At 62.9% G+C, this 26,387-nt stretch carries 25 protein-coding genes; 10 read left to right on the forward strand and 15 right to left on the reverse strand.

Annotated elements, in window-relative coordinates; genetic code table 11:
• The first annotated feature begins 1 nt into the window (after nucleotide 1).
• Complete coding sequence (gene nudC, locus A6V37_RS18410; protein WP_064267885.1) at nucleotides 2-946, forward strand: NAD(+) diphosphatase; 945 nt, start codon at nucleotides 2-4, stop codon at nucleotides 944-946.
• A gap of 89 nt (nucleotides 947-1,035) precedes the next feature.
• Here the strand turns inward: nudC and A6V37_RS18415 are convergent, their stop codons facing one another.
• Together A6V37_RS18415 and A6V37_RS18420 are read right to left on the reverse strand one after the other, a co-directional pair.
• Complete coding sequence (locus tag A6V37_RS18415; RefSeq protein ID WP_064267814.1) at nucleotides 1,036-1,650, reverse strand: glutathione S-transferase family protein; 615 nt, start codon at nucleotides 1,648-1,650, stop codon at nucleotides 1,036-1,038.
• A 42-nt stretch (nucleotides 1,651-1,692) separates the two neighbouring features.
• On the reverse strand, nucleotides 1,693-2,460 hold the full coding sequence (locus tag A6V37_RS18420; RefSeq protein WP_064267815.1) for an SDR family NAD(P)-dependent oxidoreductase: 768 nt from the start codon (nucleotides 2,458-2,460) through the stop codon (nucleotides 1,693-1,695).
• Between the two features lie 210 nt (nucleotides 2,461-2,670).
• On the opposite strand from A6V37_RS18420, the gene A6V37_RS18425 reads away from it, so the two are divergent.
• The 5 genes from A6V37_RS18425 (at nucleotide 2,671) to A6V37_RS18445 (ending at nucleotide 10,738) form a co-directional block, all read left to right on the forward strand.
• A complete protein-coding gene (locus tag A6V37_RS18425; RefSeq protein WP_064267816.1) occupies nucleotides 2,671-3,603 on the forward strand; it encodes a LysR family transcriptional regulator in 933 nt (310 codons plus the stop codon).
• A 242-nt stretch (nucleotides 3,604-3,845) separates the two neighbouring features.
• Nucleotides 3,846-4,496, forward strand: coding sequence for a TetR/AcrR family transcriptional regulator (locus A6V37_RS18430; protein ID WP_064286187.1), 651 nt, complete (start codon nucleotides 3,846-3,848; stop codon nucleotides 4,494-4,496).
• A gap of 107 nt (nucleotides 4,497-4,603) precedes the next feature.
• Complete coding sequence (locus A6V37_RS18435; protein WP_064267886.1) at nucleotides 4,604-6,199, forward strand: efflux transporter outer membrane subunit; 1,596 nt, start codon at nucleotides 4,604-4,606, stop codon at nucleotides 6,197-6,199.
• Between the two features lie 31 nt (nucleotides 6,200-6,230).
• Nucleotides 6,231-7,433 (forward strand): efflux RND transporter periplasmic adaptor subunit, encoded by a 1,203-nt coding sequence (locus tag A6V37_RS18440; RefSeq protein WP_064286188.1) that lies wholly within the window; start codon nucleotides 6,231-6,233, stop codon nucleotides 7,431-7,433.
• An 11-nt stretch (nucleotides 7,434-7,444) separates the two neighbouring features.
• Nucleotides 7,445-10,738, forward strand: coding sequence for an efflux RND transporter permease subunit (locus tag A6V37_RS18445; RefSeq protein WP_064286189.1), 3,294 nt, complete (start codon nucleotides 7,445-7,447; stop codon nucleotides 10,736-10,738).
• Nucleotides 10,739-11,246: 508 nt separating this feature from the next.
• Here A6V37_RS18445 and A6V37_RS40800 read toward each other — a convergent pair.
• From A6V37_RS40800 to A6V37_RS18480, 8 genes are all read right to left on the reverse strand, one after another.
• Nucleotides 11,247-11,804 carry a hypothetical protein gene (locus tag A6V37_RS40800; protein WP_131799863.1) on the reverse strand — a complete coding sequence of 186 codons (558 nt, stop codon included), beginning with the start codon at nucleotides 11,802-11,804 and terminating at the stop codon, nucleotides 11,247-11,249.
• A 521-nt stretch (nucleotides 11,805-12,325) separates the two neighbouring features.
• Nucleotides 12,326-13,237, reverse strand: coding sequence for a LysR family transcriptional regulator (locus A6V37_RS18450; RefSeq protein ID WP_064267820.1), 912 nt, complete (start codon nucleotides 13,235-13,237; stop codon nucleotides 12,326-12,328).
• 91 nt (nucleotides 13,238-13,328) lie between these two features.
• Entirely contained in the window at nucleotides 13,329-14,117 is a 789-nt protein-coding gene (locus A6V37_RS18455; RefSeq protein WP_064267821.1) for an enoyl-CoA hydratase/isomerase family protein, read from the reverse strand.
• Between the two features lie 29 nt (nucleotides 14,118-14,146).
• The gene (locus tag A6V37_RS18460; protein WP_064267822.1) at nucleotides 14,147-15,040 is read right to left on the reverse strand and encodes an alpha/beta hydrolase; all 894 of its coding nucleotides are present in this window, start codon (nucleotides 15,038-15,040) and stop codon (nucleotides 14,147-14,149) included.
• 33 nt (nucleotides 15,041-15,073) lie between these two features.
• Complete coding sequence (locus A6V37_RS40100; protein WP_082902700.1) at nucleotides 15,074-16,255, reverse strand: alpha/beta fold hydrolase; 1,182 nt, start codon at nucleotides 16,253-16,255, stop codon at nucleotides 15,074-15,076.
• Between the two features lie 36 nt (nucleotides 16,256-16,291).
• Nucleotides 16,292-17,002 carry a flavin reductase family protein gene (locus A6V37_RS18470; protein WP_064267823.1) on the reverse strand — a complete coding sequence of 237 codons (711 nt, stop codon included), beginning with the start codon at nucleotides 17,000-17,002 and terminating at the stop codon, nucleotides 16,292-16,294.
• Nucleotides 17,003-17,037: 35 nt separating this feature from the next.
• Nucleotides 17,038-17,490, reverse strand: coding sequence for a MaoC family dehydratase (locus A6V37_RS18475; RefSeq protein WP_064267824.1), 453 nt, complete (start codon nucleotides 17,488-17,490; stop codon nucleotides 17,038-17,040).
• A 169-nt stretch (nucleotides 17,491-17,659) separates the two neighbouring features.
• Nucleotides 17,660-18,160 (reverse strand): tautomerase family protein, encoded by a 501-nt coding sequence (locus tag A6V37_RS18480; RefSeq protein ID WP_131799864.1) that lies wholly within the window; start codon nucleotides 18,158-18,160, stop codon nucleotides 17,660-17,662.
• 265 nt (nucleotides 18,161-18,425) lie between these two features.
• Here A6V37_RS18480 and A6V37_RS18485 point away from each other — a divergent pair, with 265 nt between their 5' ends.
• A complete protein-coding gene (locus tag A6V37_RS18485; protein WP_064267826.1) occupies nucleotides 18,426-19,406 on the forward strand; it encodes a helix-turn-helix domain-containing protein in 981 nt (326 codons plus the stop codon).
• Nucleotides 19,407-19,446: 40 nt separating this feature from the next.
• Here A6V37_RS18485 and A6V37_RS18490 read toward each other — a convergent pair whose 3' ends face one another.
• From A6V37_RS18490 to A6V37_RS18505, 4 genes are all read right to left on the reverse strand, one after another.
• On the reverse strand, nucleotides 19,447-19,842 hold the full coding sequence (locus A6V37_RS18490) for a VOC family protein (RefSeq protein ID WP_064267827.1): 396 nt from the start codon (nucleotides 19,840-19,842) through the stop codon (nucleotides 19,447-19,449).
• A 37-nt stretch (nucleotides 19,843-19,879) separates the two neighbouring features.
• Nucleotides 19,880-20,236 carry a nuclear transport factor 2 family protein gene (locus tag A6V37_RS18495; RefSeq protein ID WP_064267828.1) on the reverse strand — a complete coding sequence of 119 codons (357 nt, stop codon included), beginning with the start codon at nucleotides 20,234-20,236 and terminating at the stop codon, nucleotides 19,880-19,882.
• An 81-nt stretch (nucleotides 20,237-20,317) separates the two neighbouring features.
• Entirely contained in the window at nucleotides 20,318-20,755 is a 438-nt protein-coding gene (locus A6V37_RS18500) for a cupin domain-containing protein (protein WP_064267829.1), read from the reverse strand.
• Between the two features lie 142 nt (nucleotides 20,756-20,897).
• Complete coding sequence (locus A6V37_RS18505; protein WP_064267830.1) at nucleotides 20,898-22,265, reverse strand: sensor domain-containing diguanylate cyclase; 1,368 nt, start codon at nucleotides 22,263-22,265, stop codon at nucleotides 20,898-20,900.
• Between the two features lie 248 nt (nucleotides 22,266-22,513).
• Here A6V37_RS18505 and A6V37_RS18510 point away from each other — a divergent pair, with 248 nt between their 5' ends.
• Complete coding sequence (locus A6V37_RS18510) at nucleotides 22,514-23,050, forward strand: carboxymuconolactone decarboxylase family protein (protein WP_064267831.1); 537 nt, start codon at nucleotides 22,514-22,516, stop codon at nucleotides 23,048-23,050.
• 93 nt (nucleotides 23,051-23,143) lie between these two features.
• Here A6V37_RS18510 and A6V37_RS18515 read toward each other — a convergent pair whose 3' ends face one another.
• Nucleotides 23,144-24,097, reverse strand: a complete 954-nt coding sequence (locus A6V37_RS18515) for an AraC family transcriptional regulator (RefSeq protein WP_064286190.1) — start codon at nucleotides 24,095-24,097, stop codon at nucleotides 23,144-23,146.
• 226 nt (nucleotides 24,098-24,323) lie between these two features.
• On the opposite strand from A6V37_RS18515, the gene pdhA reads away from it, so the two are divergent.
• Nucleotides 24,324-25,412, forward strand: coding sequence for a pyruvate dehydrogenase (acetyl-transferring) E1 component subunit alpha (pdhA, locus tag A6V37_RS18520; protein ID WP_064286191.1), 1,089 nt, complete (start codon nucleotides 24,324-24,326; stop codon nucleotides 25,410-25,412).
• Nucleotides 25,405-26,385, forward strand: coding sequence for an alpha-ketoacid dehydrogenase subunit beta (locus A6V37_RS18525; RefSeq protein WP_064267834.1), 981 nt, complete (start codon nucleotides 25,405-25,407; stop codon nucleotides 26,383-26,385). The genes pdhA and A6V37_RS18525 overlap by 8 nt, the downstream gene beginning before the upstream one ends.
• Nucleotides 26,386-26,387: the final 2 nt, after the last annotated feature.

The following is a 26,387-nucleotide window of genomic DNA, read 5'->3' on the forward strand; positions in this document are numbered from 1 at the left end:
GATGACCACCTCTCCTGCGTCCATTGGCTTTAACTACAATCCCCTCGACCGCCGCTCCGAAAAGCGGGACGATCACGCCTTCATCGAGCGTCTCCGTAGTGACCCGCGCGCTCGCTTTCTTATCTTCGACCTCGACATCCCCTTGCTCAAACGTGGCAATGGGCACGACGTGTGGTTTCTCGAAAGCGAAGCGGCTACCTTCGGGCAACCGATCCACAGCATCTTCCTCGGGCAAGAGAGCGACGGCAGCGGACGCTTCGCGCTCGGCTTCACTCTCGATCTCGAACAGGAGGGGAAGCCACAAGGCATGCTCTGCGATCGCATCGATCTCCGCTCGATTGCGCTGCAAGGCCTCGTCGACCCTGGGGTCCTCGGCATCCTGGGGCAGGCGAAGTCCATGCTCGACTGGCACCGCCGCCACGGTTTTTGCGCGAACTGCGGCTCCGCAAGCCGCGCTTCGATGGCCGGTTGGCGTCGTGTCTGCGATGTCTGTGGCGCAAGCCATTTTCCGCGGGTGGATCCAGTCGTGATCATGTTGGTGATCGATGGCGAACGGTGTCTGCTCGGACGCCAACGCCATTTCACCCAAGGGATGTACTCGGCACTCGCGGGTTTCGTTGAGCCGGGCGAGACCGCCGAAGACGCGGTGCGTCGCGAGGTGTTCGAGGAAGCCCGAGTGACGTGCGGCCAGGTGGTCTACTATGCGTCGCAGCCATGGCCGTTTCCGTCGTCGCTGATGGTCGGCTATTTTGCGCAGGCGAGCGATGCGGAGATCGTCGTTGACACGGCGGAACTCGAAGACGCACGATGGTTCTCGCGCTCGGAAGCTTCGGCGATGCTCGCGGGAACACATGCAAGCGGACTGACGGCTCCTAAGCCGTTCGCCATTGCCCACCATTTGCTGCAGGCGTATGTTGCACGGGGTGCTTCGGTATTGGGTAGTTGAGCTGAGTAAATTGCGGCAATCCGGTCTTTTCTTCCTGCGGCTGATGCCGTAACGAAAGAGTCGCGACATCCTCTCCGCGCACGCTGTCCCTAGCCCTTGAAAGGTAGCGTACTGGAGAACGCGTCCAATTCCATTGCACGCTCGGCCAGTCGGGCAAGCTTGGGGAAGGCCGCCGGATGAACGACATCGGGCATGAATGCCAATGACGCAGACTGCCAGGTGATCACGACCATCACGTCGGCTTGAGACAACGCGTCGCCCACCAGCCAGCCATGACCAGCCCTCGACTCGAGCATCTGAAATCCCGCCAACGCCTGCTCGCGCAGCGATTCGACAATCGTGGCGATCTGATACTCGGGCGGACGGATCGACTCGTCATAAATATCGCTGAGCTTTTCATAGATCGCGGATGCGATGCCGATGAACTGCAATGCGTCGCGCCGATTCACACCGGAGGGTGCGAGCAATGCGCGGTCTGCTCCGACTTCTTCGTGCAGATATTCGATGATGCTTGTGCTGTCGTAGAGAACGGTGCCGTCATCGAGCGCGAGCGCCGGCACCTTCACCATCGGGCTGAACGGACGGATAAGATCCTTCTGCTCATAGGCGTGATAGGGCAGATGCTCGAACGGCATGCCGAGCAGCTTTAGCGTGATGCCGACGCGACGGGTATAGCCGGAAAACCATGGACCGATAAGCTTCATTGTTGACTCTTCGAGATTGAATGTGGAGGGGTTCGCGATCGTTTAGAACGCTTCCTTGAAAGGGCGCAGATCGAGCTCGTGCGTCCACGCCGAACGGTGCTGGCGGTGAAGCGACCAGAATGCATCGGCGATGGCGTCGATATCGAGCAGTCCGTCGACGCCTTTCTGTTTGACGTGCTCCGTGAAACGCGTATGCACCCGTTCTCCGTCGATGCCACCGTCGATCACGATATGAGCGACGTGCAGGCCGAGCGGGCCGAATTCGCGCGCCATGCTTTGAGCGAGCATGCGCAAGCCGGCCTTGCTCGACGCGAAGTGGGCGAAGTTTGGCATGCCTCGAAGTGCGCCCGTCGCCCCACTGAACAGAATCGACCCGCGGCCGAGGGGCGCAAAGCGGCGTGCCGCCTCGCGACCCACGAGAAACCCGCCAAAGCAGTTGAGCCGCCAGAACGATTCGAAGACGTCCGCTTCCATCGTCCGCAGATCCAGAGGCTGGTTGTTGCCTGCGTTGTAGGCAATGAGGTCAGCGCTGGCGCCATGCTCATCTGCCTGCATCGCGATGTCGAACAACCGGATCACATCCGCTTCGCTCGTCACGTCCATGACGACCGTGCTCGCCGAGCCACCCGCCTCGACAATGCTCTCGCGTACCCGTTCGATCTTCGCTTCGGTGCGCCCCGCGATGATGACATGACGCCCCTCTGCGGCGAATCGGCGAGACAGCCCGGCGCCGAGCCCTTGCTCCGGCCCGACTCCGATAACCACCGCTTTCGGACGGTCCGAGACATGCATTTTTGTAGCGATAGACATGGATTTTTCCCTGGTCAAATTGAGCTTCGGCGCAGCTGCGAAAACAGGACGAATGTTCGCTTGGTCCGTTCGAAGCGCCGTTGAAGTTGGTGTGGCGATGGGTGAACGATACCGAGGACGTGCGAGGGGATAAATCGCTGCTACGATTCCACATTGTTTCTTCAGTGAAACAATCAAGCAGGCTGGGATGGGACAGCGAGGAGTGAGACCGTGGACAAGTTTCAGGCCATGCAGGCGTTCATTCGAGTGGTTGAGAGCGGAACCTTCACCAAGGCTGCGCAGGTGCTCGACTTACCGAAGACGGCCGTCAGCCGTCTGATCGCGTCACTCGAAATCGAACTCGGCACAAAGCTGCTCAACCGTACGACGCGCAAGGTCTCGACAACCACGGATGGTGCGGCGTACTACGAGCGCGCGCTGCAGTTGATGAGCGATCTGGCGGAGCTTGAGGGCACGATGTCGCGCGCGAAGACGAATCCGCGAGGACGCTTGCGCGTCGATCTGCCCGTGCCATTAGGTCTGTCGGTGATACTTCCCGCTTTACCGGCGTTCGTCGAGCGTTATCCGGATATCGAAATTGAGTTCGGAATCAGCGATCGTCCGGTCGACCTCATCGCAGAGAATGTCGACTGTGTCGTGCGCGCGGGGGAGATCTTCGATCAATCACTTGTCGCGCGCCAGATCGGCGCCGTCAGACAGATCTTGTGCGCGACGCCCGCGTACTGGGACAAGCACGGGCGGCCTTCGCATCCTTCGGACCTCGAGCGCGGTCACGTCGTCATCCGGACCGTTGCCTCGCGAACCAATCGACCTTTTCCAATCGTGGTGACGAAGGGTCGTGAGCGCGTGGAAGTGCAGAATCGGCGCGGACTGACCGCCAACGACATCATGGCATGTCTGACCATTGGCCTCGCCGGTCTCGGCGTCGTTCATGCGTTGACGTTTTCCGCCACGACGCACCTTCAAAGCGGCGCACTCGAGGCCGTCCTGAACGACTGGGTATCGGATCCCGTTCCCGTTTTTGTCGCCTACCAGCCAAACCGGCACCTGAGTGCGAAAGCTCGCGTGTTCATCGACTGGCTCATCGAACTTTTCGCGACCAACGAAACGATTGCGAAGGGTAAGCGCGGCGAGAAGACGTAGCGATTGCCACGGTCGGCAAATTCGCTGGGCAGACGTGAGCTTGGCGGGGCAAACGTCCGGAGTTCTTCCAACAAGAGTCGCACGCTCACTGGGCGGCGCTTCCCTGTCGCATTGCACGAGTGCGTCGCTCCCTGAACATTAACGCCCACATTGAATTCCGGCTTCCGCTCGACTAGTCTGGACTAGTCTGGGCGAAACGCACTGGTGGAGTTTCCTCCCTGGCACCATGTACTCGGAGCGTCATGGATAACGATCTGGCGCGGAAGTCAGGAAGGGGCGGTCGGCCTTCGCGGCACGACGCGGAGGTTCGCGCGCAGGTCGTGCTCGACGTGGCAAAGGGAAAATTCCTTTCGGCCGGCTATCGGGAAACGAGCCTCGACGCGATCTCCCGCGACGCTGGAGTGGCGAAAAAGACGCTTTATTGCCATTTCGGCAGCAAAGCGGGCTTGTTTGATGCCATCGTGCGGACGCTGGCCGATGCGTGGGTGGAGGAACTCCGGAAAATCGTTGCCAACGATAACGGGCCGGTTGCCGTGCTCGAAGCAGCGGCGCTGCATCTTCTCGACGTCGGCACGCGGAGTGACATGATCGAGCTGTACCGGACGCTCATCGTCGAGTCGCGTCGATCTCCGGCCCTTGTCGACGCTTATCGCGACCGCTGCGGCAACCTGGCGGGCACGGAGCCGCTGACGAACTATCTGCGGCGCGCCGTGGAGCGCGGCGAGTTCACGATTGAGAACGTCGATCTCGCCGTGGAGCAGTTCGTGTACCTGGTGCTCGGCGGCGTGCGTGCGCGGATGCTGCTCGGCTGTGCGGTCCGTCCGAACGCGGCAACGCGGCGGCGCATCGCGCGGCAGGCGGTCCGCATTTTTGTGTCTGGCTGCGCAAAGTGACTCACCCGTGACTCACCCTTTTGTAAGCTTTCATCTTTCAGTTATATAGGCATCCGAAATACCTCATTTGTTTTGTCGGAGTTGCCGTGGATTCTGTAGAGATGCGCATGAAGAAAGATCCGCGTACCGTGGCCTTTGCAGCGAGTGGCACCGCGCGGCCAGCGCGGCGGTACGTTCGCGGCGGCGCGGCACTTGTGCTCGCCGTCTGGCTCGCGGGCTGCATGGTCGGCCCCGACTATCGCAAGCCCGAGGTGCAGGTACCCGAGAGCTTCAAGGAAGGCGTGGATTGGCAGCGCGCTCAGGTCAATCCGACTGCGTCGCTCTCCAGCACGTGGTGGAGCATGTATCAGGACGCGACGCTCGACGATCTCGTCGAACGTTCGCTGAAGGCGAATCAGTCGATCGCGGCGGCCGAGGCCGCGTACCGCGTCGCGCTCGCCACCGTTGAATCCAACACCGCAGGCCTCTTTCCCATCGTAACGGGCGACCTTTCGGCCTCGCGCACCGGCTTCGGCAAGGGCGTGACCCAGGTGCCCGGCAGCTCGTCGTCCGTTGCGGGCTCGGGCGGGGGCGTGGTCAACAACACGGTTGCACAGGTCTCCGCGAGTTGGGAGATCGACCTGTGGGGCTCGATTCGCCGTCAGATCGAATCCTCGCAGGAAAGCGCTCAGGCGAGCGACGCGCAGCTGGCGGGCGAGCGGCTCTCGATCGAGGCGAGCGTGACCGGGGATTACCTCGCGCTGCGCCAGGCCGACTACGATATCCGGTCGCTCACGAGGCAGCAGGAGATCGACGCGCGGATTCTCGAGATGACCCAGAGCTCGTTCAACGCGGGCGCGGCTTCGAGCGATCAGGTGCTCGTGGCCCAGGACGACCTCGAAACCGTCGTCGCCCAGTTGCAGCTCACCAAAATATCCCGCGAGCAGGACGAGCATGCGCTGGCCGTGCTGACCGGCGTGCCGCCCGCGGGCTTCGAGATCGCCCCGGATCCGGACCACGTTTTCGTGATTCCGGACGTGCCGCTCGGGCTGCCTTCCGAACTGCTCGAGCGGCGCTACGACGTGGTGAGCGCCGAACGCACGGCCGCAGCCGCGAATGCCAGAATCGGCGTAGCCGAGGCGGCATTCTTTCCCAGCCTGACGCTGTCGGCGGAAGGCGGCTTCCAGCACAACACGTTCGCCCATCTTTTTTCGCTGCCGAACCGCTTCTGGACGCTCGGCCCGGAGCTTGCCGAAACGATTTTCGATGGCGGCGCACGCACCGCCGCGGTGAGGCAGGCCCGTGCCGCCTATGACGGGGACGTGGCGACCTACCGCAACACGGTGCTGACCGCCTTCGGCAGCGTGGAGGACAGTCTTTCAGCGGTCAACCATCTGCGCGTGCAGGCATCCTCGTTCGCCGCGATCCTGCATCGCAACCAGCAACTCTTCGCCAGCGTTCGGGCGCAGCGCGACTTCGGCTCGGCTAGCGAGCAGGATCTGCTCAACCAGCAGCGCACGTTGATCGAGGCGGAGCAGAACCTGCGCGACACCCAATCGTTGCTTGCCCAAAGCAGCGTCACGCTGGTCAAGAACCTCGGCGGCGGCTGGCAATGGGACGACAACAAGGCGGCCGCGGCGACGGGCCACCCCCTGTCGTCGACGGCGTTTTCGTCGATCGATTCGCAGGCGCGCCGGCAGGACGCCGGATCGCCTCCCAACTGAATGAAGTGCTTCTGACTGGAGTCTCCATTTCATGAAGTCACTGCCCACCAGCGTGCCCGTGCTTTGCGCGAGTCTGTGCCTCCTCGCACTCGCGGCCTGCACGAAGAGCAAGCCCCCCGCGCCGCCCCCGCCGCAGGTCGCCGTGACGACGGCGCATCCGCAGACCGTGCCGCTGACGCGCCAGTTCGTCGGACGCCTGTCGCCGTACTACAGCGCCAACGTCACCGCGCGCGTGTCGGGTGTGCTGGTGAAGCGGGCCTATGCCGAGGGCAGCCAGGTCCGGCAGGGGCAAGTGCTGTTCGAGATCGATCCGTCGTACTACAAGGCCCAGCTCGACAACGACATCGCGCAGCAGGCGCTGGATCAGGCCACCTACGTCAACAACCACATCACCGCGGAGCGCAACCGCAAGCTGCTACCCATCGGTTCGGTGTCGCAGCAGACAGTCGACAACTCCAATGCGGCCGAGCGCAGTGCGGCGGCCAAGGTGCAGGCGGATCAGGCGCTAGTCCAGAGCGCACGCATCAGTGTTGGCTATACGCGGGTGACCTCGCCGATCAGCGGCATCGCGGGGCAGCAACAGGTGACCGTGGGCGCTGTGGTCGGCAGCAGCACGACTGACGCCGGGACGAGCGGCACGCTGCTGACCACCGTTCAGCAGGTCGACCCGGTGTACGTCAACTTCACGATCAGCGCGGCCGATCTGATCACGCTGCGGCAATCGCAGGGCAGCGGCTCCGTGGCTCTCGCTCAGCAAGACTCGACGACCGTCCAGGTGAGCCTCCCCAACGGCACGCCTTACGAGCACACCGGCAAGCTCGATTTTTCGGACCCAGCCGTCAACGCCACAACGGGCACCGTCAACCTGCGCGCGCTCGTTGCCAATCCGCAGCATCTGCTCCTGCCCGGCATGTACGTGACGCTGGTTGTCCGCTTCGGTCAACAGAACAACGTCTTCCTGATCCCGCAGCAGGCGCTGCTGCGAGATACGCAGGGAGCGTATCTGCTGGTAGTCGGGCAGGACGGCAAGGTGGTGCGCAAAAACGTCGAAACGAACGCCAGCCTCGGCAATGACTGGATCGTCACGAAAGGCATCGCCGAGGGCGACCGCGTGATCGTCACAGGCGTGCAGGTCGCGCATGAGGGGATGCAGGTCAACGCCAGTCCGTGGCAGCCGCCCGCTCAGCCGCTGGCGGCGGCGTCCGACAGCCAGCCCGCCAGCGCCGCGCACTAGGAGATCCCCCCATGCCGAGTTTTTTCATTGAACGGCCGATATTCGCGTGGGTGGTCGCGATCCTGATCTCGCTGTTCGGCATCATCTCCATGCGCAGCATGGGGATCGATTCCTATCCAGACATCGCGCCACCGCAGGTGACGATTACCTCGACCTATCCGGGTGCGAGCGCCGCGACGATGGAATCGACCGTGACCCAGGTTATCGAGCAGCAGCTCACCGGCATCGACAACCTGCTGTACTTCAGCTCGAATTCGAGTGCCAACGGCCAGAGTGTCATCACGCTCAGTTTTGCGATCGGCACGAACCCGGACATTGCGCAGGTGCAGGTGCAGAACAAGGTTCAGATCGCCGAGCCATTGCTGCCCTCGCAGGTGACGCAGCAGGGCGTGGTGGTCGCGAAGTCGAGCCCGGACATCCTGTTGTTCATCGCGCTGCGCTCGAACAGTCCGGGCATTGACGCGGCGCGACTGTCGGACATCGTTGCGTCACAGATCCAGCCGGTGATCGGTCGCATTAGCGGTGTCGGCAATACTACGCTGCTCGGCTCCGAATACGCGGTGCGCATCTGGATCGACCCCGACAAGCTGCAGGGCTACGGACTCTCGACGACCCAGGTCCTCAACGCAGTGAATGCGCAGAATGCGCAGTTCGCGGCCGGTTCTATCGGTGCGGATCCGGCGGTGAAGGGGCAAGTTTTCACAGCGACGGTGTCCGGCGACATGCGGTTCTCTTCGCTGCAGCAGTTCCGCGACATCATTTTGCTGGCGAACAGTAACGGCACGACGGTACGGCTCTCGGATGTCGCGCGCGTCAGTTTCGGTCCGCAGACCAATGGCCTCGCGTCGGTTTACGACGGCAAGCCCGCAGGCGGCATGGGCGTGTTCCTGCTGCCGGGCGCCAACGCGCTCAAGGTGGCCAAAGTCGTCAAGTCCACCATGGCGGATCTCGCGAAGGACCTGCCGCCGGGCGTGACATGGGACATCCCGTATGACACTACGCCGTTCATCACGGCTTCCATTACCGACGTGGTCAAGACACTGATCGAAGCCATCGTGCTGGTTTTCTTCGTGATGCTGATCTTCCTGCAGAACCTCCGGGCCACGCTCATCCCGACCCTCGTGATTCCGGTTGCGCTGCTCGGCACTTTCATCGGGCTTTCGGCGCTGAATTTCACGCTAAACCAGTTGACGCTGTTCGGGATGGTGCTTGCAATCGGCATCGTGGTGGACGACGCGATTGTGGTGATCGAGAACGTCGAGCGGATCATGAGCGAGGAGCATCTGGAGCCGAAAGCGGCCACGCGCAAGGCTATGGCGCAGATCACGGGCGCGATTGTCGCGATCACGGTCGTGCTGTCGGCCGTATTCGTGCCGTCCGCGCTGCAACCAGGTGCGAACGGCATCATCTATGCGCAGTTCGCGCTGACCATCGCGGTCTCGATGGTGTTCTCCGCGTTTCTGGCGATGTCGTTCACGCCGTCGCTCTGCGCGGCCATCCTGAAGCCGGTTCACGAGCAGGAGAAGGGCGTGTTTTACCGCTGGTTCGACCGCGGCTTCGACCGGATGTCCCACAGCTACCTGGGACACGTCGGACGGGCCGTGCGTCATGCGCCGCGCTGGATGATGGCCTTTGTTCTCGTGGTCGTGCTGACCGGATTCCTCTACACGAAATTGCCGACGGGCTTCGTGCCCGACGAAGACCAGGGTTTCATGCTGGCGCTCGTGAACCTGCCGCCGGGCTCGACGCTGCAGAGTACCAACCGCGTGATGGGCGAAGTGCGCGACAAGCTGGTTCATAGCGACATCGGCAGGGATATCTACGCCATGTTCCAGCCGGAAGGCTACAGCTTCGTCGGTACCAACGAAAATGTCGGTATGACGTTCATCAAGCTCGTCGAATGGAACAAGCGTGGGCGAACGGCGATGGAGCTGATCCCGCAGGCCAACAAAATCCTGCACAGTATTCCGGACGCACAACTGTTCGTTGTGAATCTGCCGACGATCCGCGGGCTGAGCCAGTTCGGCGGCGTCGACATGTATCTGCAGGCGCGCGCAGGCCAGTCGCGCGCGGAACTGGGCGCCGCCGAAGCGACGCTGCTCGAGAGCGCCAGCAAGAATGAAGTTCTTTTCGGTGTCCGACCGAACTCGCTACCCAACGCGCCGCAACTGCAGATTGCGGTGGATCGCCCTCAGGCACAGTCGATGGGGCTGTCGCTGACGGATGTCTACCAGGCGATCGGCGCGGAGCTGGCGCCGTTCTACGTGAATCAGTTTACCTACGGCGGTCGCGTGAAGAAGGTGTTCCTCCAGGCGGATGCGCCGTACCGAATGGGCCTCGACGCATTCCAGCACCTCTACACGCCGTCGGGCATCACCAACACCGCGTCGGGCACTGCCAGCACAGCGGGAACGGTGACCAACACGAGTGGTTATCTGACCCAGGTTGACCCGTCGGTGGCGAACACGTCGATCAGCCCGTACAACATGGTGCCGTTGTCGAGCGTCGTCACGACCAACTGGTACAACGGGCCGACCGTGCTGCCGCGCTACAACGGCTATTCCGCAGTCGAAGTCGTCGGCAATTCGGCGCCCGGATATTCGACGGGCCAGGCGATGCAGACGCTGCAGGGCATCGTCAATCAAAAGCTGCCGCACGGATTCGATGCGGATTGGACCGGGCAGTCCTATCAGGAAATACTGTCGGGAAGCTCGGCGACGACACTCATGGCGCTGTCGATCCTGGTGGTCTTTCTGTGTCTGGCGGCGCTCTATGAGAGCTGGTCGATTCCGGCTGCGGTGCTGCTCGTGGTCCCGCTCGGGATGCTCGGCATGCTGGCGTTCTGTCTGTGGCGCGACGTGCCTAACGATATCTACTTCAAGATCGGTCTCGTCACGGTTATCGGCCTGGCCGCGAAGAACGCGATTCTGATCGTCGAATTCGCGGTGGAAGGGCAGGCGAACGGGATGACGCTCTACGATGCGGTCACGAGCGCGGCACGGCTGCGCTTGCGCCCGATCCTGATGACCTCGATGGCCTTTATTCTGGGCGTGTTCCCACTCGTCGTATCCACCGGGGCCGGCGCTTCGTCCCGGCACGAGATCGGTACGGGCGTAATTGGCGGGATGCTCTTCGCGACGGTCTTCGGGCTGCTGCTGATTCCGGTGTTCTATGTGGCGGTGCGACGGCTGCTCGGTGACAAGCTCGATGAGGTCACGCACAAGCTGAAGCATCATACCGGCGGGGCAACAGCGGCACACGCCCACCCGCGCGAGGGCGGCGACGATATCGGTCAATATCGGTGATCGAGACCGGGACCGGAACAGGCTCGCAGCTTGAACGCGGTCTGCGAAACGCGATCGAAAAAGCGCAGTTGTCGTAGGACCTTGATACGGCGCGAGCGGCGGATGTGGTCCATGCGTTTCTCGGCGGGGTGTTGCGCGACTGGCTACTGGGTCAAGGCTCGATCGTTCTGCCGCGCGATGCGGAGTATCTTGCCGACTTCTGCATCGGTCTGCTGCGATTTTCGCCTTCGCTTCATCGCCAGGGGACCGGAGCCTCGTGAGGACGACAGGCCGCAGTTCGATACGTAGCGGATTTTGTGACTCTCGGCGGAATTCCTTGGAAACAGAAGCGGTCGAGGTCATTCGTGGGGGCAATTGGTGTGGTGGATGCCGAGGATGAACTTCTGGATTCGGCCAACAAGCGACGGTCGTCCTATCGCGTTGAATGGCAGCAACTCCGCGCGGAGCGGTCGCTCGCAAAGCGTCTATTGGTGAACTTGAATGAAGCAGTCTGTTCGCTACATTAATCCTAGCGGGCTATTAGATGATGCACTGCCATCAGCAACGCAAAAGGGACAAGAAATGTAGCTACTAGCGCGAATTTTCTTAACGCCGCAGGTCCCCATGCCATCCCACCTTCTGAGCGTCCAAGCAGACTCTTACGTTCACCGAGTGCCGAAAGTCGTGCTGCTACAACATCGAGATTTGCAAAAAAACGCTCCCCTCCCGTAGCGTCACCATCGATTGAACTATCATAAACACTGACGCGGGCAGAAAGTCGAGAACTAGCCCATTCAATCGAGTACGCGTAGCCTTCGAGTAAAACGCGTAGCGCGGCGCACAGTTCATCGTCGCCAGCAAACAAGTCGATCCACCTATCGATGTCTTTGCCCCGAGCATAAAGCCCGGTTCTGATTTTTCGACCTGCGAAGAAAGGGAGCACGCTGCCTATGAGCGTCCGTTCTTTTCTGGAAAATCCAATGTCGACCTGCCCGTTAAACATTACCGATACGTACGTGACACTCAGGCTTCTAATCCTGACGATTCTGGCGTTATGGGCGTACGCGATATCGTCGAGTTTTCGCAATTTTGTTTCCCCCGGGGATCTGACTCCAGCTGGTAGAGAGCAGAAAGGCTCGCACCGATACGTTAAAGCGATCTTTTTTGCCGGCCTGGTGCTGCCCAATAGTAACCGACGATCCCATCTGGCAAAGCCAAACGCGACCACTGACTCGAATCGACAGGTAGCGGTCATTCGCTTTTTGAGTTCAATTGACCGCTCCGGATCAATAGCACGCGTTCGTCAAAGTCGATAGCGACCGTTCGCCGTTGCCGTCGACGAATGGCCGGTCTCGAACACCGAGCGGGCATATAGGCGCCGATGGGCGAACGACTGCTCTGGCCGATGACTTGCTGGATGGGCGCCTTACCCCATAAGGCTTTGCTGAGCGTATTCATACCACTCAGCAACCATTTCCGTTTCGCGATTTGTCCAGGCAAGTCCGCTGAAGTACCCAGAAACCCGCATGGCTATTGGCTCTGTGGGTTGTTTGTTTTTGTCGGGCAATCTGAAAACTCTCAAACCACGCTGGTGTCGCCACGTGGGCGTCATCGGCGCTTCAAATGCTCGTTCTGCTCGAACAGCTCAATGACCCAGTCGATAAACACCCGCACTTTCGCGCTCAGATAGCGGTTCGGCGGGTAGATCACATGCACCGGGTTGGCCTGTTGCTGCCAGTCCTCGAGCAGGGGCACGAGCGTCCCGGCGGCGATCGCAGCGCGTACCGAGTACGTCGGCGCCTGGATGATCCCCAGGCTCGCGAGGCCCGCGGCCAGATACGCATTCGTATCGTCCACGACGAGCCGGTGATCGACCGTGAGATCGCAGTTCTGATCGTCCTCGGAAAACTGGAATGGCAGCGCGCGCCCGCCGCGCGACGGGGCCATGCCGACGGTCGGCAGATCGCGCAACTGTTCCGGCGAGGCAGGCGTGCCGTGCACGTCGAGGAAGGCGCGCGTCGCGCACGTCGTGAAGCCAAAGGTGCCGATCTGTCGCGCGACCAGGAATTGCTCCTCGACTTCGCCTGCGCGGATCGAGCAGTCGATGCCCTCGGCAAGCAGGTCGATGCGCCGGTTGCCGATGTCGAGATCGATCTCGACGTCCGGATAGGCGAGGTAGAAGTCGGCGAGCGCCGGCACAAGCACGAGCGTGCCGATGGCAGTCGGGACATCGACATGGATCCTGCCCGACGGCTTCCTTTGCGCATGGGTGGTCGACGATTCGAGGTCCGCGAGGTCCGCGAGCAGGCGCACGACGCGCTCGTAGTAGATCGCACCTTCCGGCGTGACCGTCACCGACCGCGTCGTGCGGTGCAGCAGGCGGACCTTCAGATCCGCCTCGAGCCGCTGGATGAGCCGGGTCACCGTTGCGTTCGGCAGGTCGAGGGTGTCGGCCGCCTTGGCGAACGTCCCGGCTTCGACCACGCGGACGAACGCGTTCATCGCTGCGATGCGGTCCATGATGCGTGGCTCCTTTGGATGGGGAGAAGCCATTAGACCGCAATCCCGATGTTTTCTGCTAGTACCAGCTTGGTTTCTCGCTTAGTTTCGCTTAATGCCCGTTGAAGTCCATCACCGGGCGCGGGCGGCCCGCGTTCAGCGCATCGACCGCGGAGCGGATGCCGCGCTGAGCGTCGTCGGTCTCGAACAGCGGCATCGCGATGTCGAACATCGCGTCGTCCGCAGCCGCGACGCCGCCGACTGCCCATGCGCGCAACAGTGCCTTGTGCGCGGCATAGGCGCGCGTCGGGCCGAGCGCGGCTTTGCGCGCGAAAGCGGACGCTTCGGTCAGCAGGTCCGCGTCGGCGACCACGCGGTTCACAATCCCGAAGCGTTCCATCGTCGCGGCCGGGACTTTCTCCGAGGTCAGCGCCCATTCGGCGGCGCGCGAGCGGCCCGCACGCTCCGCGACCCGGTAGATGCCGCCGAGAATCGTGACGATGCCAAGCGTTTGTTCAGGATGCCCAAACGTTGACGATTCGCCCGCGATGATCACGTCCGCGCGCAGCGCAAGTTCGAGACCGCCGCCGAAGCACAGGCCTTGCACAGCGGCGACGACCGGCACCGGCAGGCGCTCGAATCGGTTGAACACCGACATGTAGTGGTCGAAGCGGGCGCGCAGCTCGCGCACGCTCGCCTCCGGCCAGGTCATGATGTCGCCGCCGAACGAAAAGTTTTCGCCAACGCTGCGCACGAGCACCGCGCGCGCCTCGCTGCGCTCGATGGCGGCGACAGCGTCGGCCAGCTCGTTGACCATCTGGTCGTCGATGCGGTTCTGGGGAGGGCGGTCGATGACGATAGTGGCGAGGCCGTCGTCGAAGCTGACAGTCAGGTGAGGCATGGGGAAATCCTTGGTCGTGTAAGTGGACGTTAGCCGAGGTGCTGCTTGAACCACTCGACAGCGGCTTCGCTGGAAATACGGAATTGCGACAGGTACGGATCAAAGTGCCCGCCTTCGATCGTCACAAGCCGCTTGGGCTGCAACGCGCGCTCGTAAGCCGCAAGCTCGAGGTCGGTCAGCGTGATCGCGTCGCGCGTGGCGACCACCATCATGAGCGGCGTGGGCGAAACACGTGCGATCCAGTTCCCCGGCTCGTACATGCGGGCGGCGCGCGTCGAGCGCACCGTCACGTTGTTTTCCCAGACACCGTCCGGCAGCGGCTGCAGATAAAAGTCGATCGCGTCCTTCGCGCGATACGACGCGGGGACCGCGGGATCGGAACCGACGATCGCCTGGCGGCGGGGTAGCTCGCCGCGCAATTGCGCGCGATCGTCGTCGGCGAACGCTTCCTCGATGGCCGCGACGTTCTCCGGCGCAATGCGGCGCAGTCCCTGTTCGTAGCCGCTGATCGTCGGCACTTGAGCGACGACGGCGCGTAGGCGCCGCTCGGTCGCGCCGAGCACGATCGCATGGCCGCCCGCGTAGCTCGTGCCCCATAGGCCGATGCGCGCCGGATCGACGACGTCGAGACTTTCGAGGTAGCTGATCGCGCGCCGCCAGTCCGCAATCTGGCGCCATGGATCGATGTCGTGGCGCGGCGTGCCTTCGCTTGCGCCGAAGCCGCGATGATCGTGCAGCAGCACGACGAAGCCGGCCTCGGCGAAGGCGCGCGCGAACGGCTCGAGCCCGTGCTGCTTCACGCCGGCGTAACCGTGCGCCATCGTGATGGCGGGGCGGCGTCCTTCGCCGGGCGGCACGAAGAGCCAGCCGCGCAGCTTGACGCCGCCATCCACTTCGAATTCCACGTCGGTACGTTCAATCATTTCAATCTCCTGGATTCTGACGAGGCGCGCGAATTACGCGCCGCGATAAAAATGGCTCGCGTCGACCTGGCCTTGCAGGCGACGGCTCATTTCGGCCGAAAATTTCAGCGCGCCGCTGAGCGGGCGATGATGGATCGCAATGTGCTCGATCTTGCCGGCCGCGTTCTTCGTGAGCACCGTGACCCCACGCATCCGCTCGCCGCCGAAAGCCTGCACTTCCCATTCAAGGTAATCGCGCAAGCCGTTGCGCGCTTCGTGCGTGAACGCGAGCGCTTCATAGATCTTGCTCGCTGTCGTCATCACCGCCTTGACCTGATCGACGCCGCTGACCGGCTTCACCAGCACGCTCGCTTCGAGCACGACATCCGGCGCGAACGCATCGGCGAACGAGTCCTGGGACTTCGCCTCGAACGCGCGCGTCCATCCTTGTGGCTTGACCGGCGCACCCGCCGCATTGGAGGCATCCGATGCATTCGCGGCCGATTCAACTTTGACGAGAAACGCTTCAACGATGCGAGCGACCTCGGCCGGCTGCTCGACATGCGGCCAGTGGCCCGCGCGCTCGATCGACGCGACGCCCGGCGCCTCGAAGCGCGGCGTCACGGCCGACGCGATCACCTCGGCGGTGACGAATGCGTCGTTTTCGCTATAGGCGATCTGCACGGGGCCGCGGAATCGCGCGGGCTCGGCGCCCGACGGATGGCCCTTGTTCCACGTATCGGCGAGCGTGCCGACCGTGGCGGCCGCGATGCGGTCGCCGAGTTGGCCGAGAAACTCGAGCCGCGCGTCGTCGAGGCTCACTGAAAAATTGCGACGCATCTCGCGCTGCGCGGCCGGGTTGCCGCCGAGCGCGTGAAAGTCGCCCATCGCTTCGTCGGGCAGGCCGGCGCCACCCAGCGGCACCGGCGTCAGCAGCACGAGGCCGCGGACCTGCTCACCGAGCCGCTCGGCGACGAGTTCGGCGATCTGCGCGCCCATGCTTTGACCGACCAGCACGACCGGCCGCGCCAGCGTGCGGACCTGCGTCGTGACGTCCGTTGCGTAGCGCTCCAGACTGTAGGGGCCCGGTTCGTCAGAGCGTGCGCCCATGCCAGGAAGATCAACGGTCAGCGCACCGGTTGCGCGCTCGCCAAGGTGACGGACGACGTCGTCCCAGGCTCGCGCGCCGTCGAGAAAGCCGTGGATGAAAACGAGGGAGGGTTGAGTCGGATTCATGCTTGTTCCCAGTAGCTCAGTAGAGTTGTTCGATGATCAGCGCGTCGCGCCGGACGCGGACCAGTTATTCGTGTCGATCGGCGAGTAGCCGTCCTCGAAGCCGTCGAGCCGGCCGAGCCGCCTGTTTTGCTGCAGCGCGAGCACCTGCGGGTCGAGCGGCGTTGTGAACGCGTTCTGCACGACTGTGTATTCGGCGGCGAGGCGGCCGACCGCCTGCAGCCCCGCGGTATCGATGCGGCCGCGATCGAGGTAGAGGTCGTCGCGGATCTGATAGCGCAGCACTTCGCCGAACACCACGTGGTCGTTCTGGTCGCCGATCGGGATGATCCGTTCGAGCTTGCATTCGAACGCGATCGGCGCGGCTTTGACGCGCGGCGGACGGACCGTCTGCGACTCGGCCTTGTCGAGGCCGACCGCTTCGAACTCGTCGACATCGGGCGGAAAATCGAACGCCGTGCGGTGCATGGCATCCGCGAGCTCCAGGTTCACGATGTTGACGACAAACTCGCCGGTATCGCGGATATTGACGAACGTGTCCTTCAGCGTGACGCCGTCGGCGCGCGGCTGCATCGAGATCGACAGCATGGGCGGCTTGCGGCCGACCACGGTGAAGAACGAGATCGGTGCGAGGTTCGCGACGCCGTCCCTGGAAAGCGTGCTGACCCATGCGATAGCGCGTGGCAGGATCGAGCCGATCAGCAGTTTGTAGTTTGCGGCGGCGTCCTGGGTGGAGGGATCGACGATCATGTTGTGTCTCCGGGGAATAGTTTGTGTGTAGTTCTTTACGCGGGACGGCGCGTAACAATCAGTTTTGCTTTCAGGTTCTGCACAACTTCGCCATGCTGATTAATCGTTCTGGAGTGCAGCACCAGCATGCCGCGATCAGTGCGCGAGCGGGACGGGATCAACTCCGCGACCTCGCTTTCGACATGCAGCACGTCGCCGGGGCGCGTCGGAGTTTTCCAGTCGATCTCGCCGCCTGCGCCGAGCACGCCGTTGGCCAGCTTCGGGCCACCGGAGACGAGCAGACGCATGGTGATGGCGGCGGTATGCCAGCCGCTTGCGGCGAGCCCACCGAATAGCGTGCCGCGTGCGGCTTCATCGTCGAGGTGGAAGGGCTGCGGATCGAACTCCGCGGCGAAGCGTTTGATATCGGCCGCGCTGACTTCGTACGTGCCGGTGGTGAAAATGTCGCCGACCTTGAGGTCGTCGAAATAGAGCGTCTCCTGACTCATGACCCTCTCCTTAAAAGGTGGGGATGGCGGGCCGGCTGACCGTTTGCGTTCGCCGTCCCGCGGGTGTTGCAACTACTGTAGGGAAAGTCCGTCAGGAGAGAAAGACGGCACGCTTGAATGCATCATTTCAAATCGATCAATGATCGCTCAAACACTGCTCAATCACCGCTCAATCACCGGCAAGCGGGACGTCGATACGGGGCCGGGCGGCCAGAGCCTTTTCCATGGCGGCGATGCGTTCGCTGTCGAGCTTCAGGGTGCGAGCGGTAAACGCGGTGGTCCACGTCTGCCCGTCGATACTCCAGGTGCCGCTGGGAATCTCCTCGACAATGCAGAATACGCGCGGGCCGCTGCCGTCGCCCTTCGTTCCGTCGACTTCAAGGATGGTGTCGGTCAGCTCGCGCGCGAGACTGTCGATCCGCTTCTGGTCCATGAACCCGGCCATGACCCGAACGTTGATTCGATAGATGTTTTGCCCGGGGGATTTTCCCGCGACGGTGATGTGATGCAGCGGGCGTTCGTCGAGGTAGACCCAGGCGACGGACGCGGACGACTCATTGATTTCGATTCCTTCCCAGCGAAGCGCGATGGCCCACAGCTTTTCCGAGAGCCTGTCCTGGGCCTTCGTGTCCAGTGAACCTTGCGCAAAAGTGACATCCATAAGTGGCATGACCAGTACTCCTGATATTGAGGGGGATGCATCAGGAATCGTAGTGGTCGCGGCGGCGTGCCGATTGCGTTTCCGTGCACGGAGAGTTGCCGTGTAGCGCACTCGCCTGAGCTTATGGCCGCCAGAGGCATGCAGCAGACCTGAGTGGAAGAGGGTAGTATTCCCCTCCAGAGCCGGGTCGTAGCAAATTCTTCAGGAGATGGCGTAAACGTCGCCAATAGAAGACCAGCCGAAGAGCCGCTGCGGCCGGAGACAGGAGACAGCTTTGCAAAATGCTTTTACCGAATGGTCGATCGACCGGGTTCCCGCGAGCGATCGCACCGACGCGTGGCAGGATGTACTGAGTCACAGCTACCGGGATTGGCAGGTTCCGCAACGCTTGCCTGCAACGTTCTATGCGCGCGTGAAGCAGCACGACTTCGCCGGCGCGGGCATCGTCGAGACGGTATGCGACCCTTGCGTCGGAGAACGGACACGCGCTCAGGTACGTCGCGACGACGACCTGTACGTGGGCGTCCAGCTGACCACGAGCGGCCGTGAGCGGTTCAGGATCGGCGATGCCGGGGTAGAGGTGACATCGGGCGACCTCGTGGTATGGACGACTGACCAGGTGGTGCAGTTCGAGGTGCTCGAGCGGCTGCACAAGGTGACGCTGATGATCCCATGGACGTTGATGCGGGAGCGTTTGCCCGAACGCAAGCAGCCGCCGTCGGGCGGCAGGATCGAAAGCCGTACGGGCGTCGGCTCGCTGCTGGCGGTCCACTTGCTGGCCCTGTCGAATCAGATCGACAGCCTCGACCAGAATGTTCAGGCGTCCGTGAGCCGCTCCACGCTCGAACTCCTAGGCATTGCGCTCTCAGGCCAGCAACCCTCGGCCACGTTCGATGCGAGCGCGGCCATGCTGCAGCGCGTGAAGGACTTCATCCTGCAGCACCTGCATGAGGAAGACCTGAGTCCGACACGCATTGCCGAGGCCAACCACATTTCGTTGCGCTATCTGCATATGCTGTTCCAGCGCAGCGATATGACCGTCTCAGGATTTATTCTGAGCAATCGTCTGCGTATCTGCCGGCAGGCGTTGGTCGATCCCGCCTTCCGGCGCCTGCAAATATCCGAAATCGCGTTCCGCTGGGGCTTCAATTCGGTCAGCCATTTCTGCCGGACTTTCCGCGAGCGGTACGGCGCTTCACCTGGCGACGTGCGCCGCGCGGCGCTGAGCGGCACGGCAGGCGCGGACGTTATCTGACTACGCGGCGGTGGCGCGCCCGATGCGCCACTGCACCGCATCACACGTAATGCCCTGCGCGCTCCAGCACCTCGATCTTGTAGCCATCGGGGTCCTGAATGAAGAAAAAACGCGCAAGCAATTCGTCGCCCCGTTTGAATTCCCTCACCACGGTCGGATCGATGCCGAGTGCCGCCATTCGCTCGCGCTCGGCTTCGACGCCGGTGACGGCTACCGCAACGTGCCCGTAGCCATCGCCATGCGTGTAGGCCGGCTCGTGCCCCTTGTTCCACGTAAGCTCGATCTCGAAGTCGTTCTCTTCATTGCGCAGATACACGAGCGAGAAGTCAGGGAAGTCCAGACGGTGGCTGGGCGAGAGTCCGAGCGCAGCCTTGTAGAACTGCAACGACCGGTCAAGGTCGTGAACGCGGATCATGGAGTGAATGATCTTGGCCAATTTTTTCTTCCAGGTTAGGCGGATGCCGGCGTGGCGTTCAGCCGGAGACGGCGGTGAAAGTTTGGACAACGATCTTTCCTTCCCTAACGACAAGCGTATCGGTGGCAAGTGTTACCCAGGGCTTCGCCTCCCACGCCAGATAGGCGACATCGCCAGCCGTACTCTTGCTCGTGACCTTGAACGCCGGCCAGAAGGCGGGATCGGCGCTATCGATGAACGCCTTGAAGAAAGCACGGATTTCCGCAAGACCACGATAAGTCTTGTCCGGCGTGATGATCGTCGAGCTCTCGCCGTAGTCTTTCAGCAGTTCGTCCAGACCTTGAGCGAACGCGCCCAGATGATGGTCGAACACTTGCAGGGTGGCATCGTCGATCTGTGTTGAGGCATGGGTCATGGTCTATCTCTCCAGGAACCGGTTGCGGAGCCCGCAAACACGCTGTTGCGGGCACGGTCTCAGGGTGGGCTCAGAGCGCACTCAGCTCGCGTAGGCGCGTTGCGCTTCGTCCCACGACACGCTGACGATCGGCGTGCCGTCCTCCTTGATGAAGAGCAGCGGGCCGAGGAACGTCATGTAGAACTCGCTGTCGACCGGGAAAAACGTCTTGTCGTGCCGGGCGTTCGCGGATTCGTAGCCATAGGCGGGAGCGACGACGGTGTCGCCACCATGCTCGACACCGCCGCGCACATCCATGCGGCCTTTTGTCAGAAGATATTCGCCGGGCCCGACATGGAAGTGGGCATTGAAGGAGGAGCCGCCCGGGCACTCGAACATGGCCGTCCAGGCACCCATCTCGGGCGACGCGTGCAGCATCTTCCAGCGGATGCCGCCATGGGAAAGCGCATCGGGGAACGCCTTCCAGGGGAGGTCGTTCAGGTGAACAGCTTCCTCAAGGACCTTCGGCTTGATTTCCATCGTCGTCTCCTGGAATGTTGCCGCGCCTCGGAGGGGGCGGCAGGCTTTGCGGGGTGAGACAACGATATCGCCGACGGGCCGGCCGGCGCTTGCCCGACAGCGCAGATCCGCTTGCCTGCCAGTGCAAGGGGAGTGATGGGGGTTATTGCGGGGGCGCGATGGACCTGACCCGATTGCGTCCGGTCCTTTTCGCCTCGTAGAGTGCGGCGTCGGCCGCCTGCACGAGCGCGTCGGGCGTGCCCGGTGTGTTGTATTCGTTGGTTGCGCAACCCGCGCTGACGGTGACCTGACCGGCCTCGCTGGGCGAGTGCAGACCCAGATGCATGACGGCGAGCCGCGCCTGCTCGGCAATGGCCGATGCTTCGTCCGATTTCGTGTCCGGTAGTACCAGCACAAACTCTTCGCCACCGTAACGGGCGACGAAATCGCTCGACCGCCGCGCGACTCCGGCGAGCGCTTTGGCAATCGCGCCAAGGCAGGCATCGCCCCGAAGATGGCCAAAGGCGTCGTTGTAATCCTTGAATTTGTCGACATCGACCATGACGAGCGAGAGCGGCTGACCGTTGCGCGTCGCACGGTCGAACTCCTTGCGGAACTGTTCGTTGAAGTAGCTGCGGTTGTACACGCGCGTCAACGCATCGCGTGTGGACGTGCGCAACAGGGAAGCGTGCGCCACGGACAATTCGCGGTAGAGCACGGTCACTTCCCAGACCAGCAGGCAGACCAGCGTGCCGGGCGCCAGCATGCTGAAGACGCGCGCGACGTACCAGCCAAGCGTGAACGGGGCCGCCGTCAGCAGATTCAGGCTGGCGTCTGCAAACGACGCCAGCAGGGCGATCGTGACCCATAGATCGAGCACGGTCAGCAGCCGCCCTTTGATGAGGACCACGACGATGGCGAGCACATCGAGCGCGCAGATAACGAATCCGAGTCGGCCGCCTGGGAGCGCATCCACGTCGGGTGCCGCGTAAAAAGGCGCTGCCAGGTTCGCCTGAATGACGAGGATGCCTAATGCCGCGGCAAGCATGGTTGGAAGACCGATCAGCGCCCACGTCCAGCGATCGATAGAGCGCAGCGTGACCGGCCTGCCCGGCAGGTGATCGCGTACGAGCGCGGCCACCATCACGAGCAGCGGAAATCCCGCGTGCCAGAAGACCCACATCCACGCCGCACTGTGTGGCCCCGCGCCGAACAGACCCGTGCGCGTGAATACCCCTGGGAACATCAGCAGCTGCAAAGCGACGGTAATGGCAGTGAACGCGTAGGCGCCGCCGAGCGCGCCGAGCATCGGCTGTTGCGTGACGGTGAAGCGGGCGCCGAGCAGGAACGCGGCGATGCCCGAGGTGGTGAACACCGTGAGCGCACACATGGGCATGAAGGGCGCGACGGCCGGCAGCGTCTCGCGAGCGTGCTGGCCCGCGAGGGTCAACGCGAGCAGAACGAGTAACGCGCACGTGCTCGCAACGACGACCTGTTTGCGCGTAGCCGGCCCTATCAGCAAGCTGTCCATTCTGCCCCGTTTGGTCGATGTTCGGTCGTCTGTCCCGTTCGGGCGTTGCGACCAGTCACGTTATATTGTCCTACAGATAGGCGGTCCGTCTACACCATATTTACCGATACGTTCTGCGAACGGAAATAGATGCCAGTCAACGAGGAAATGATACGAATGAGCATTTTATAGAGATTTTACGGCCTTATAAGGATCACATCTGCGGCTTAAAGTGGAGACTCCTACCCACCTGTTACAGGAGCAACACCATGAGTCGTATCGCCATACCCGCTATTTCGACCGCCACCGGCGCCACCGCCGAAGTCTATGCCCAGGTCAGGAAGGCCGCTGGCAGCGTTCCCAATCTGTTTGCCGCGCTAGGCGCGCTGTCGCCCGACGTGCTCAAGACGTACCTGAGCGCCGAAGGCGTGCTGGCGGCGGGCACGCTGAGCAAGCAGGATGGGGAAACGATCAAGCTGCTGGTCAGCGAGCTCACCGGCTGTGACTACTGTGTGGCCGCGCATACGATGCTGGGCAAGATGACGGGTCTTTCGCTGGAGACACTCAAGCTGATCCGCGCGGGCCAGCCTACCGGGGATGCAAAGCGTGACGCGCTGGTGCGCTTCGTGAGAAACCTGCAGCAAACCAGCGGCACGATCACTGCGGTTGAGTTCGCGGCGATCAAGGCGGCCGGCTACACCGACGCGCAACTGGTCGAGATCACATTGGCTATCGCGTTGACGGTGTTCACGAACACCTTCAATCGCATCAACGATACCGACGTGGACTTCCCTCCGGTCAAGTAACGCGCGGCAGGGGCGGGCGTTGCCTGGCAGCGCCTGCTCCTTTCACCGCAGGTGTTCTGCATGCCTGATTAATCGGGCGGCCGCCTCAACACCTCATTCCGATCCACGCGCGAGCCGGCGCCAGTCCCCCGGCGTCATGCCCATGCGCTGCGTGAACGCACGCCGGAACGCCGCCAGCGATTGATAGCCCACGACTTCGGCCACGGTTTCGGTGGAAGTCGATGGCTTCTTCAATTCGTTGGCCGCGAGGGTCATCCGGATATCGGTCAGCAAATCATTGGCCGAGCGCCCGACGCTGTCCTGAAACTGCCGGATCAACGTGGCGCGCGACATATTGCAGCGCTGCGCCAGCTCGGGGAGGGTCCAAGGATGCGCAGGATCGTCGAACATGGCCGTCAAAGCGGGCGCGAGGCGAGGGTTGGCGGCGAGTGCCAGCATGCCGGAGGGCACCGCATTCGACTCGCTGGCCGTGCGCAAGGTCAGCGCGAACAGTGCGGCTGACAGCGCGTTGAGCATGGCGTGGCCGCCCAGGCTAATTGCAGTCGACTCCGCGCGAATCAATCCGACGAGGCTTGCCAGTTGCGACGCGGTCGCCGGCTGCTTCGAGGCATCGTCTTGCGCGGCGGTTCGTACCACGAGTGCGGCGGGGAAATAGTCGCGCATCAGGCGATCGTGCGGAGGCGTGAGCACGAAGCGGCCGCAGAGCATGTCGAGGTGCTCGCCGGTTCCGCCGTTTTCCCTGATTTCCACGTTCAGGTCGTCACGCGTGCGCGTCGGCGAGGGCGCTGCGCCGCTGCCGTCGTGCAACACGTGCTCCGAGCCGTGAGACAGCAGCAGGATATCGCCTGCCACCAGATGCTGAGGGGCGCCCGCGCCAGGAATCTCCAGCAGAGCCGACCCGCTGACCACGACGTGATAGGGCATCTCTCCGGGATTGGAGCGTTCGTATGCGATGCGCCATGGCGCGCCGAACGAGCAGCGGATTTCGAGCTGGCCGGTCACGGGCATCATGACCAGCAGGCGGCTAAGCCAATCGAGACGGGGCATCAGGATCCTTGTGACGACGTGAATGAGCACGCAATCCAACCGGGCATCCAGCCGGGCAGCCGGAACTGCACGCCGGCGCGCGACCCTTCATCCGGTGGTGCATCGCGTCAATCGCGCCTGCGGCCGGAATCGCATCATGCATGAGCGCGGCCATCTTCGTGCGGTAGCGCTCGTGCCCGCGAACTCCGGCGCGTATACGATATCTGAACGAACATGGAGGGTGGTCATGACGACGGCTGCCAGTTTTCATATCGGCTGCACGCAATACCTCGGCCCCAACGGCGAACCGGTTCAGCCGTTGCCTGGCTTCGCGCGGGACCCGGCGGCGCTGCTTCCGCTGTATCGCGCGATGGTGCTGACACGCGCCTTCGACACGAAGGCCGTTGCACTGCAGCGTACCGGCAAGCTCGGCACGTTCGCGTCATCGGTGGGGCAGGAGGCGATTGGTGTCGGTATCGCCAGTGCGATGCAGGCCGAAGACGTGCTGTTTCCTTCCTATCGCGATCACGCCGCTCAATTGCTGCGTGGCGTCACGATGACAGAGAGCCTGCTGTACTGGGGCGGCGACGAACGCGGCAGCGACTTCAGCGTGCCGCGCGACGACTTTCCGAACTGCGTGCCGATCGGTACGCAGCTATGCCATGCAGCCGGCGCGGCCTATGCGTTCAAACTGCGTCAGGAGCCGCGCGTCGCGGTGGCGATCTGCGGCGACGGCAGCACGTCCAAAGGCGACTTCTACGAGGCCATGAACATGGCCGGTGTCTGGCAGGCGCCGCTCGTGATCGTGATCAACAACAACCAGTGGGCCATCTCCGTGCCGCGCAGCCGGCAGAGCGCCGCGCAAACGCTCGCACAGAAGGCGATCGCCGCGGGAATCGACGGGTTGCAAGTAGACGGCAACGATGTGATCGCGGTGCATCACGTGGTGCACGCGGCGCTCGCCAAAGCGCGCCGCGGCGATGGACCCACGCTGATCGAAGCGCTCAGCTATCGGCTGGGCGACCACACGACAGCCGACGACGCGACACGCTATCGTGAGTCCGAGGTCCTCACCCAGCAATGGCAAAACGAACCGTTGCTGCGCTTGCGCACGTACCTCACGCAGATGAACGTGTGGGACAAGGCGCAGGACGAGCAACTCGGCCGCGCCTGTCTGGCGCAAGTCGAGCAGGCCGTCGACGCCTATCTGGCGGTCGCGCCGCCGGACACCGCCGCGATGTTCGATCACCTGTACGAGAGCTTGCCGGTGGCGCTGCGCGAACAACTGGAGATGGCGCGGCGCTTCGCTTCGCCCGCGGGGAACCACCATGGCTGACCTCAACATGGTTGAAGCGCTCAATCATGCGCTCGCCTACGAACTGGAGCACGACCCGGCCGTTGTGCTGCTCGGCGAGGATATCGGCGTGAACGGCGGCGTGTTTCGCGCGACGGTCGGGTTGCAGACGCGCTTCGGCGCGCAGCGGGTGCTCGATACGCCGCTGGCGGAAACCGGCATTGCCGGCACGGCGATCGGCATGGCGGCCATGGGCCTGAAGCCGGTGGTGGAGATCCAGTTCAGCGGCTTCATTTATCCGGCCATCGACAACATTCTCAATCACGCGTCGCGTCTACGGCATCGAACGCGCGGACGGCTGACGTGCCCGCTCGTCATCCGTGCTCCGTCCGGCGCGGGGATTCACGCGCCCGAGCATCACTCCGAAAGCCCTGAAGCGCTGTTCACGCACATTCCTGGATTGCGCGTCGTGACGCCGTCGTCGCCGGCGCGCGCCTACGGGTTGCTGCTCGCGGCGATTCGCGACCCGGACCCGGTGATCTTCTTCGAGCCGACGCGGCTATACCGGCTCTTCAGGCAGGCAGTCGAGGATAACGGCGAAGCGCTGCCGCTCGATACCTGCCTGACGTTGCGCGAGGGCGCTGACGTCACCCTCGTGAGCTGGGGCGGTGCCGTGCAGGACACGCTGGCCACGGCCGATCTGCTTGCCGAGGAAGGCGTGATGGCCGAGGTGATCGACGTGGCGACGCTCAAGCCGCTCGACATGAACACGATTCTCGCCTCGGTGGCGAAAACCGGGCGCTGCGTGATCGTGCACGAGGGGTCGCGCACCGGCGGGGTGGGCGCGGAGATTGCCGCCAACATCGCCGAGCACGGCCTGTACTCGCTGCTCGCCCCCGTGCAGCGTGTCACCGGTTATGACGTGGTGGTGCCGCTCTACAGACTGGAGAGCCAATATATGCCCGGCACGGAGCGCATCGTCGCCGCCGTGAGGCAGACGCTGGAGGCGTCGTAAAA

Source organism: Paraburkholderia ginsengiterrae, assembly GCF_001645125.1.
Classification (GTDB): Bacteria; Pseudomonadota; Gammaproteobacteria; order Burkholderiales; family Burkholderiaceae; genus Paraburkholderia; species Paraburkholderia ginsengiterrae.

Coding starts and splice junctions, on each gene's coding strand:
- A6V37_RS18420 (WP_064267815.1), bottom strand. CDS start 2,460: ATGTCTATCGCTACAAAAATGCATGTCTCGGACCGTCCGAAAGCGGTG.
- A6V37_RS18435 (WP_064267886.1), top strand. CDS start 4,604: ATGAAGAAAGATCCGCGTACCGTGGCCTTTGCAGCGAGTGGCACCGCG.
- A6V37_RS40100 (WP_082902700.1), bottom strand. CDS start 16,255: ATGAATCCGACTCAACCCTCCCTCGTTTTCATCCACGGCTTTCTCGAC.
- A6V37_RS18480 (WP_131799864.1), bottom strand. CDS start 18,160: ATGCCACTTATGGATGTCACTTTTGCGCAAGGTTCACTGGACACGAAG.
- A6V37_RS18440 (WP_064286188.1), top strand. CDS start 6,231: ATGAAGTCACTGCCCACCAGCGTGCCCGTGCTTTGCGCGAGTCTGTGC.
- A6V37_RS18430 (WP_064286187.1), top strand. CDS start 3,846: ATGGATAACGATCTGGCGCGGAAGTCAGGAAGGGGCGGTCGGCCTTCG.
- A6V37_RS18500 (WP_064267829.1), bottom strand. CDS start 20,755: ATGGAAATCAAGCCGAAGGTCCTTGAGGAAGCTGTTCACCTGAACGAC.
- A6V37_RS18525 (WP_064267834.1), top strand. CDS start 25,405: ATGGCTGACCTCAACATGGTTGAAGCGCTCAATCATGCGCTCGCCTAC.
- A6V37_RS18415 (WP_064267814.1), bottom strand. CDS start 1,650: ATGAAGCTTATCGGTCCATGGTTTTCCGGCTATACCCGTCGCGTCGGC.
- pdhA (WP_064286191.1), top strand. CDS start 24,324: ATGACGACGGCTGCCAGTTTTCATATCGGCTGCACGCAATACCTCGGC.
- A6V37_RS18515 (WP_064286190.1), bottom strand. CDS start 24,097: ATGCCCCGTCTCGATTGGCTTAGCCGCCTGCTGGTCATGATGCCCGTG.
- A6V37_RS18460 (WP_064267822.1), bottom strand. CDS start 15,040: ATGATTGAACGTACCGACGTGGAATTCGAAGTGGATGGCGGCGTCAAG.
- A6V37_RS18510 (WP_064267831.1), top strand. CDS start 22,514: ATGAGTCGTATCGCCATACCCGCTATTTCGACCGCCACCGGCGCCACC.
- A6V37_RS18470 (WP_064267823.1), bottom strand. CDS start 17,002: ATGATCGTCGATCCCTCCACCCAGGACGCCGCCGCAAACTACAAACTG.
- A6V37_RS18450 (WP_064267820.1), bottom strand. CDS start 13,237: ATGGACCGCATCGCAGCGATGAACGCGTTCGTCCGCGTGGTCGAAGCC.
- A6V37_RS18505 (WP_064267830.1), bottom strand. CDS start 22,265: ATGGACAGCTTGCTGATAGGGCCGGCTACGCGCAAACAGGTCGTCGTT.
- A6V37_RS18455 (WP_064267821.1), bottom strand. CDS start 14,117: ATGCCTCACCTGACTGTCAGCTTCGACGACGGCCTCGCCACTATCGTC.
- A6V37_RS18495 (WP_064267828.1), bottom strand. CDS start 20,236: ATGACCCATGCCTCAACACAGATCGACGATGCCACCCTGCAAGTGTTC.
- nudC (WP_064267885.1), top strand. CDS start 2: ATGACCACCTCTCCTGCGTCCATTGGCTTTAACTACAATCCCCTCGAC.
- A6V37_RS18445 (WP_064286189.1), top strand. CDS start 7,445: ATGCCGAGTTTTTTCATTGAACGGCCGATATTCGCGTGGGTGGTCGCG.
- A6V37_RS18475 (WP_064267824.1), bottom strand. CDS start 17,490: ATGAGTCAGGAGACGCTCTATTTCGACGACCTCAAGGTCGGCGACATT.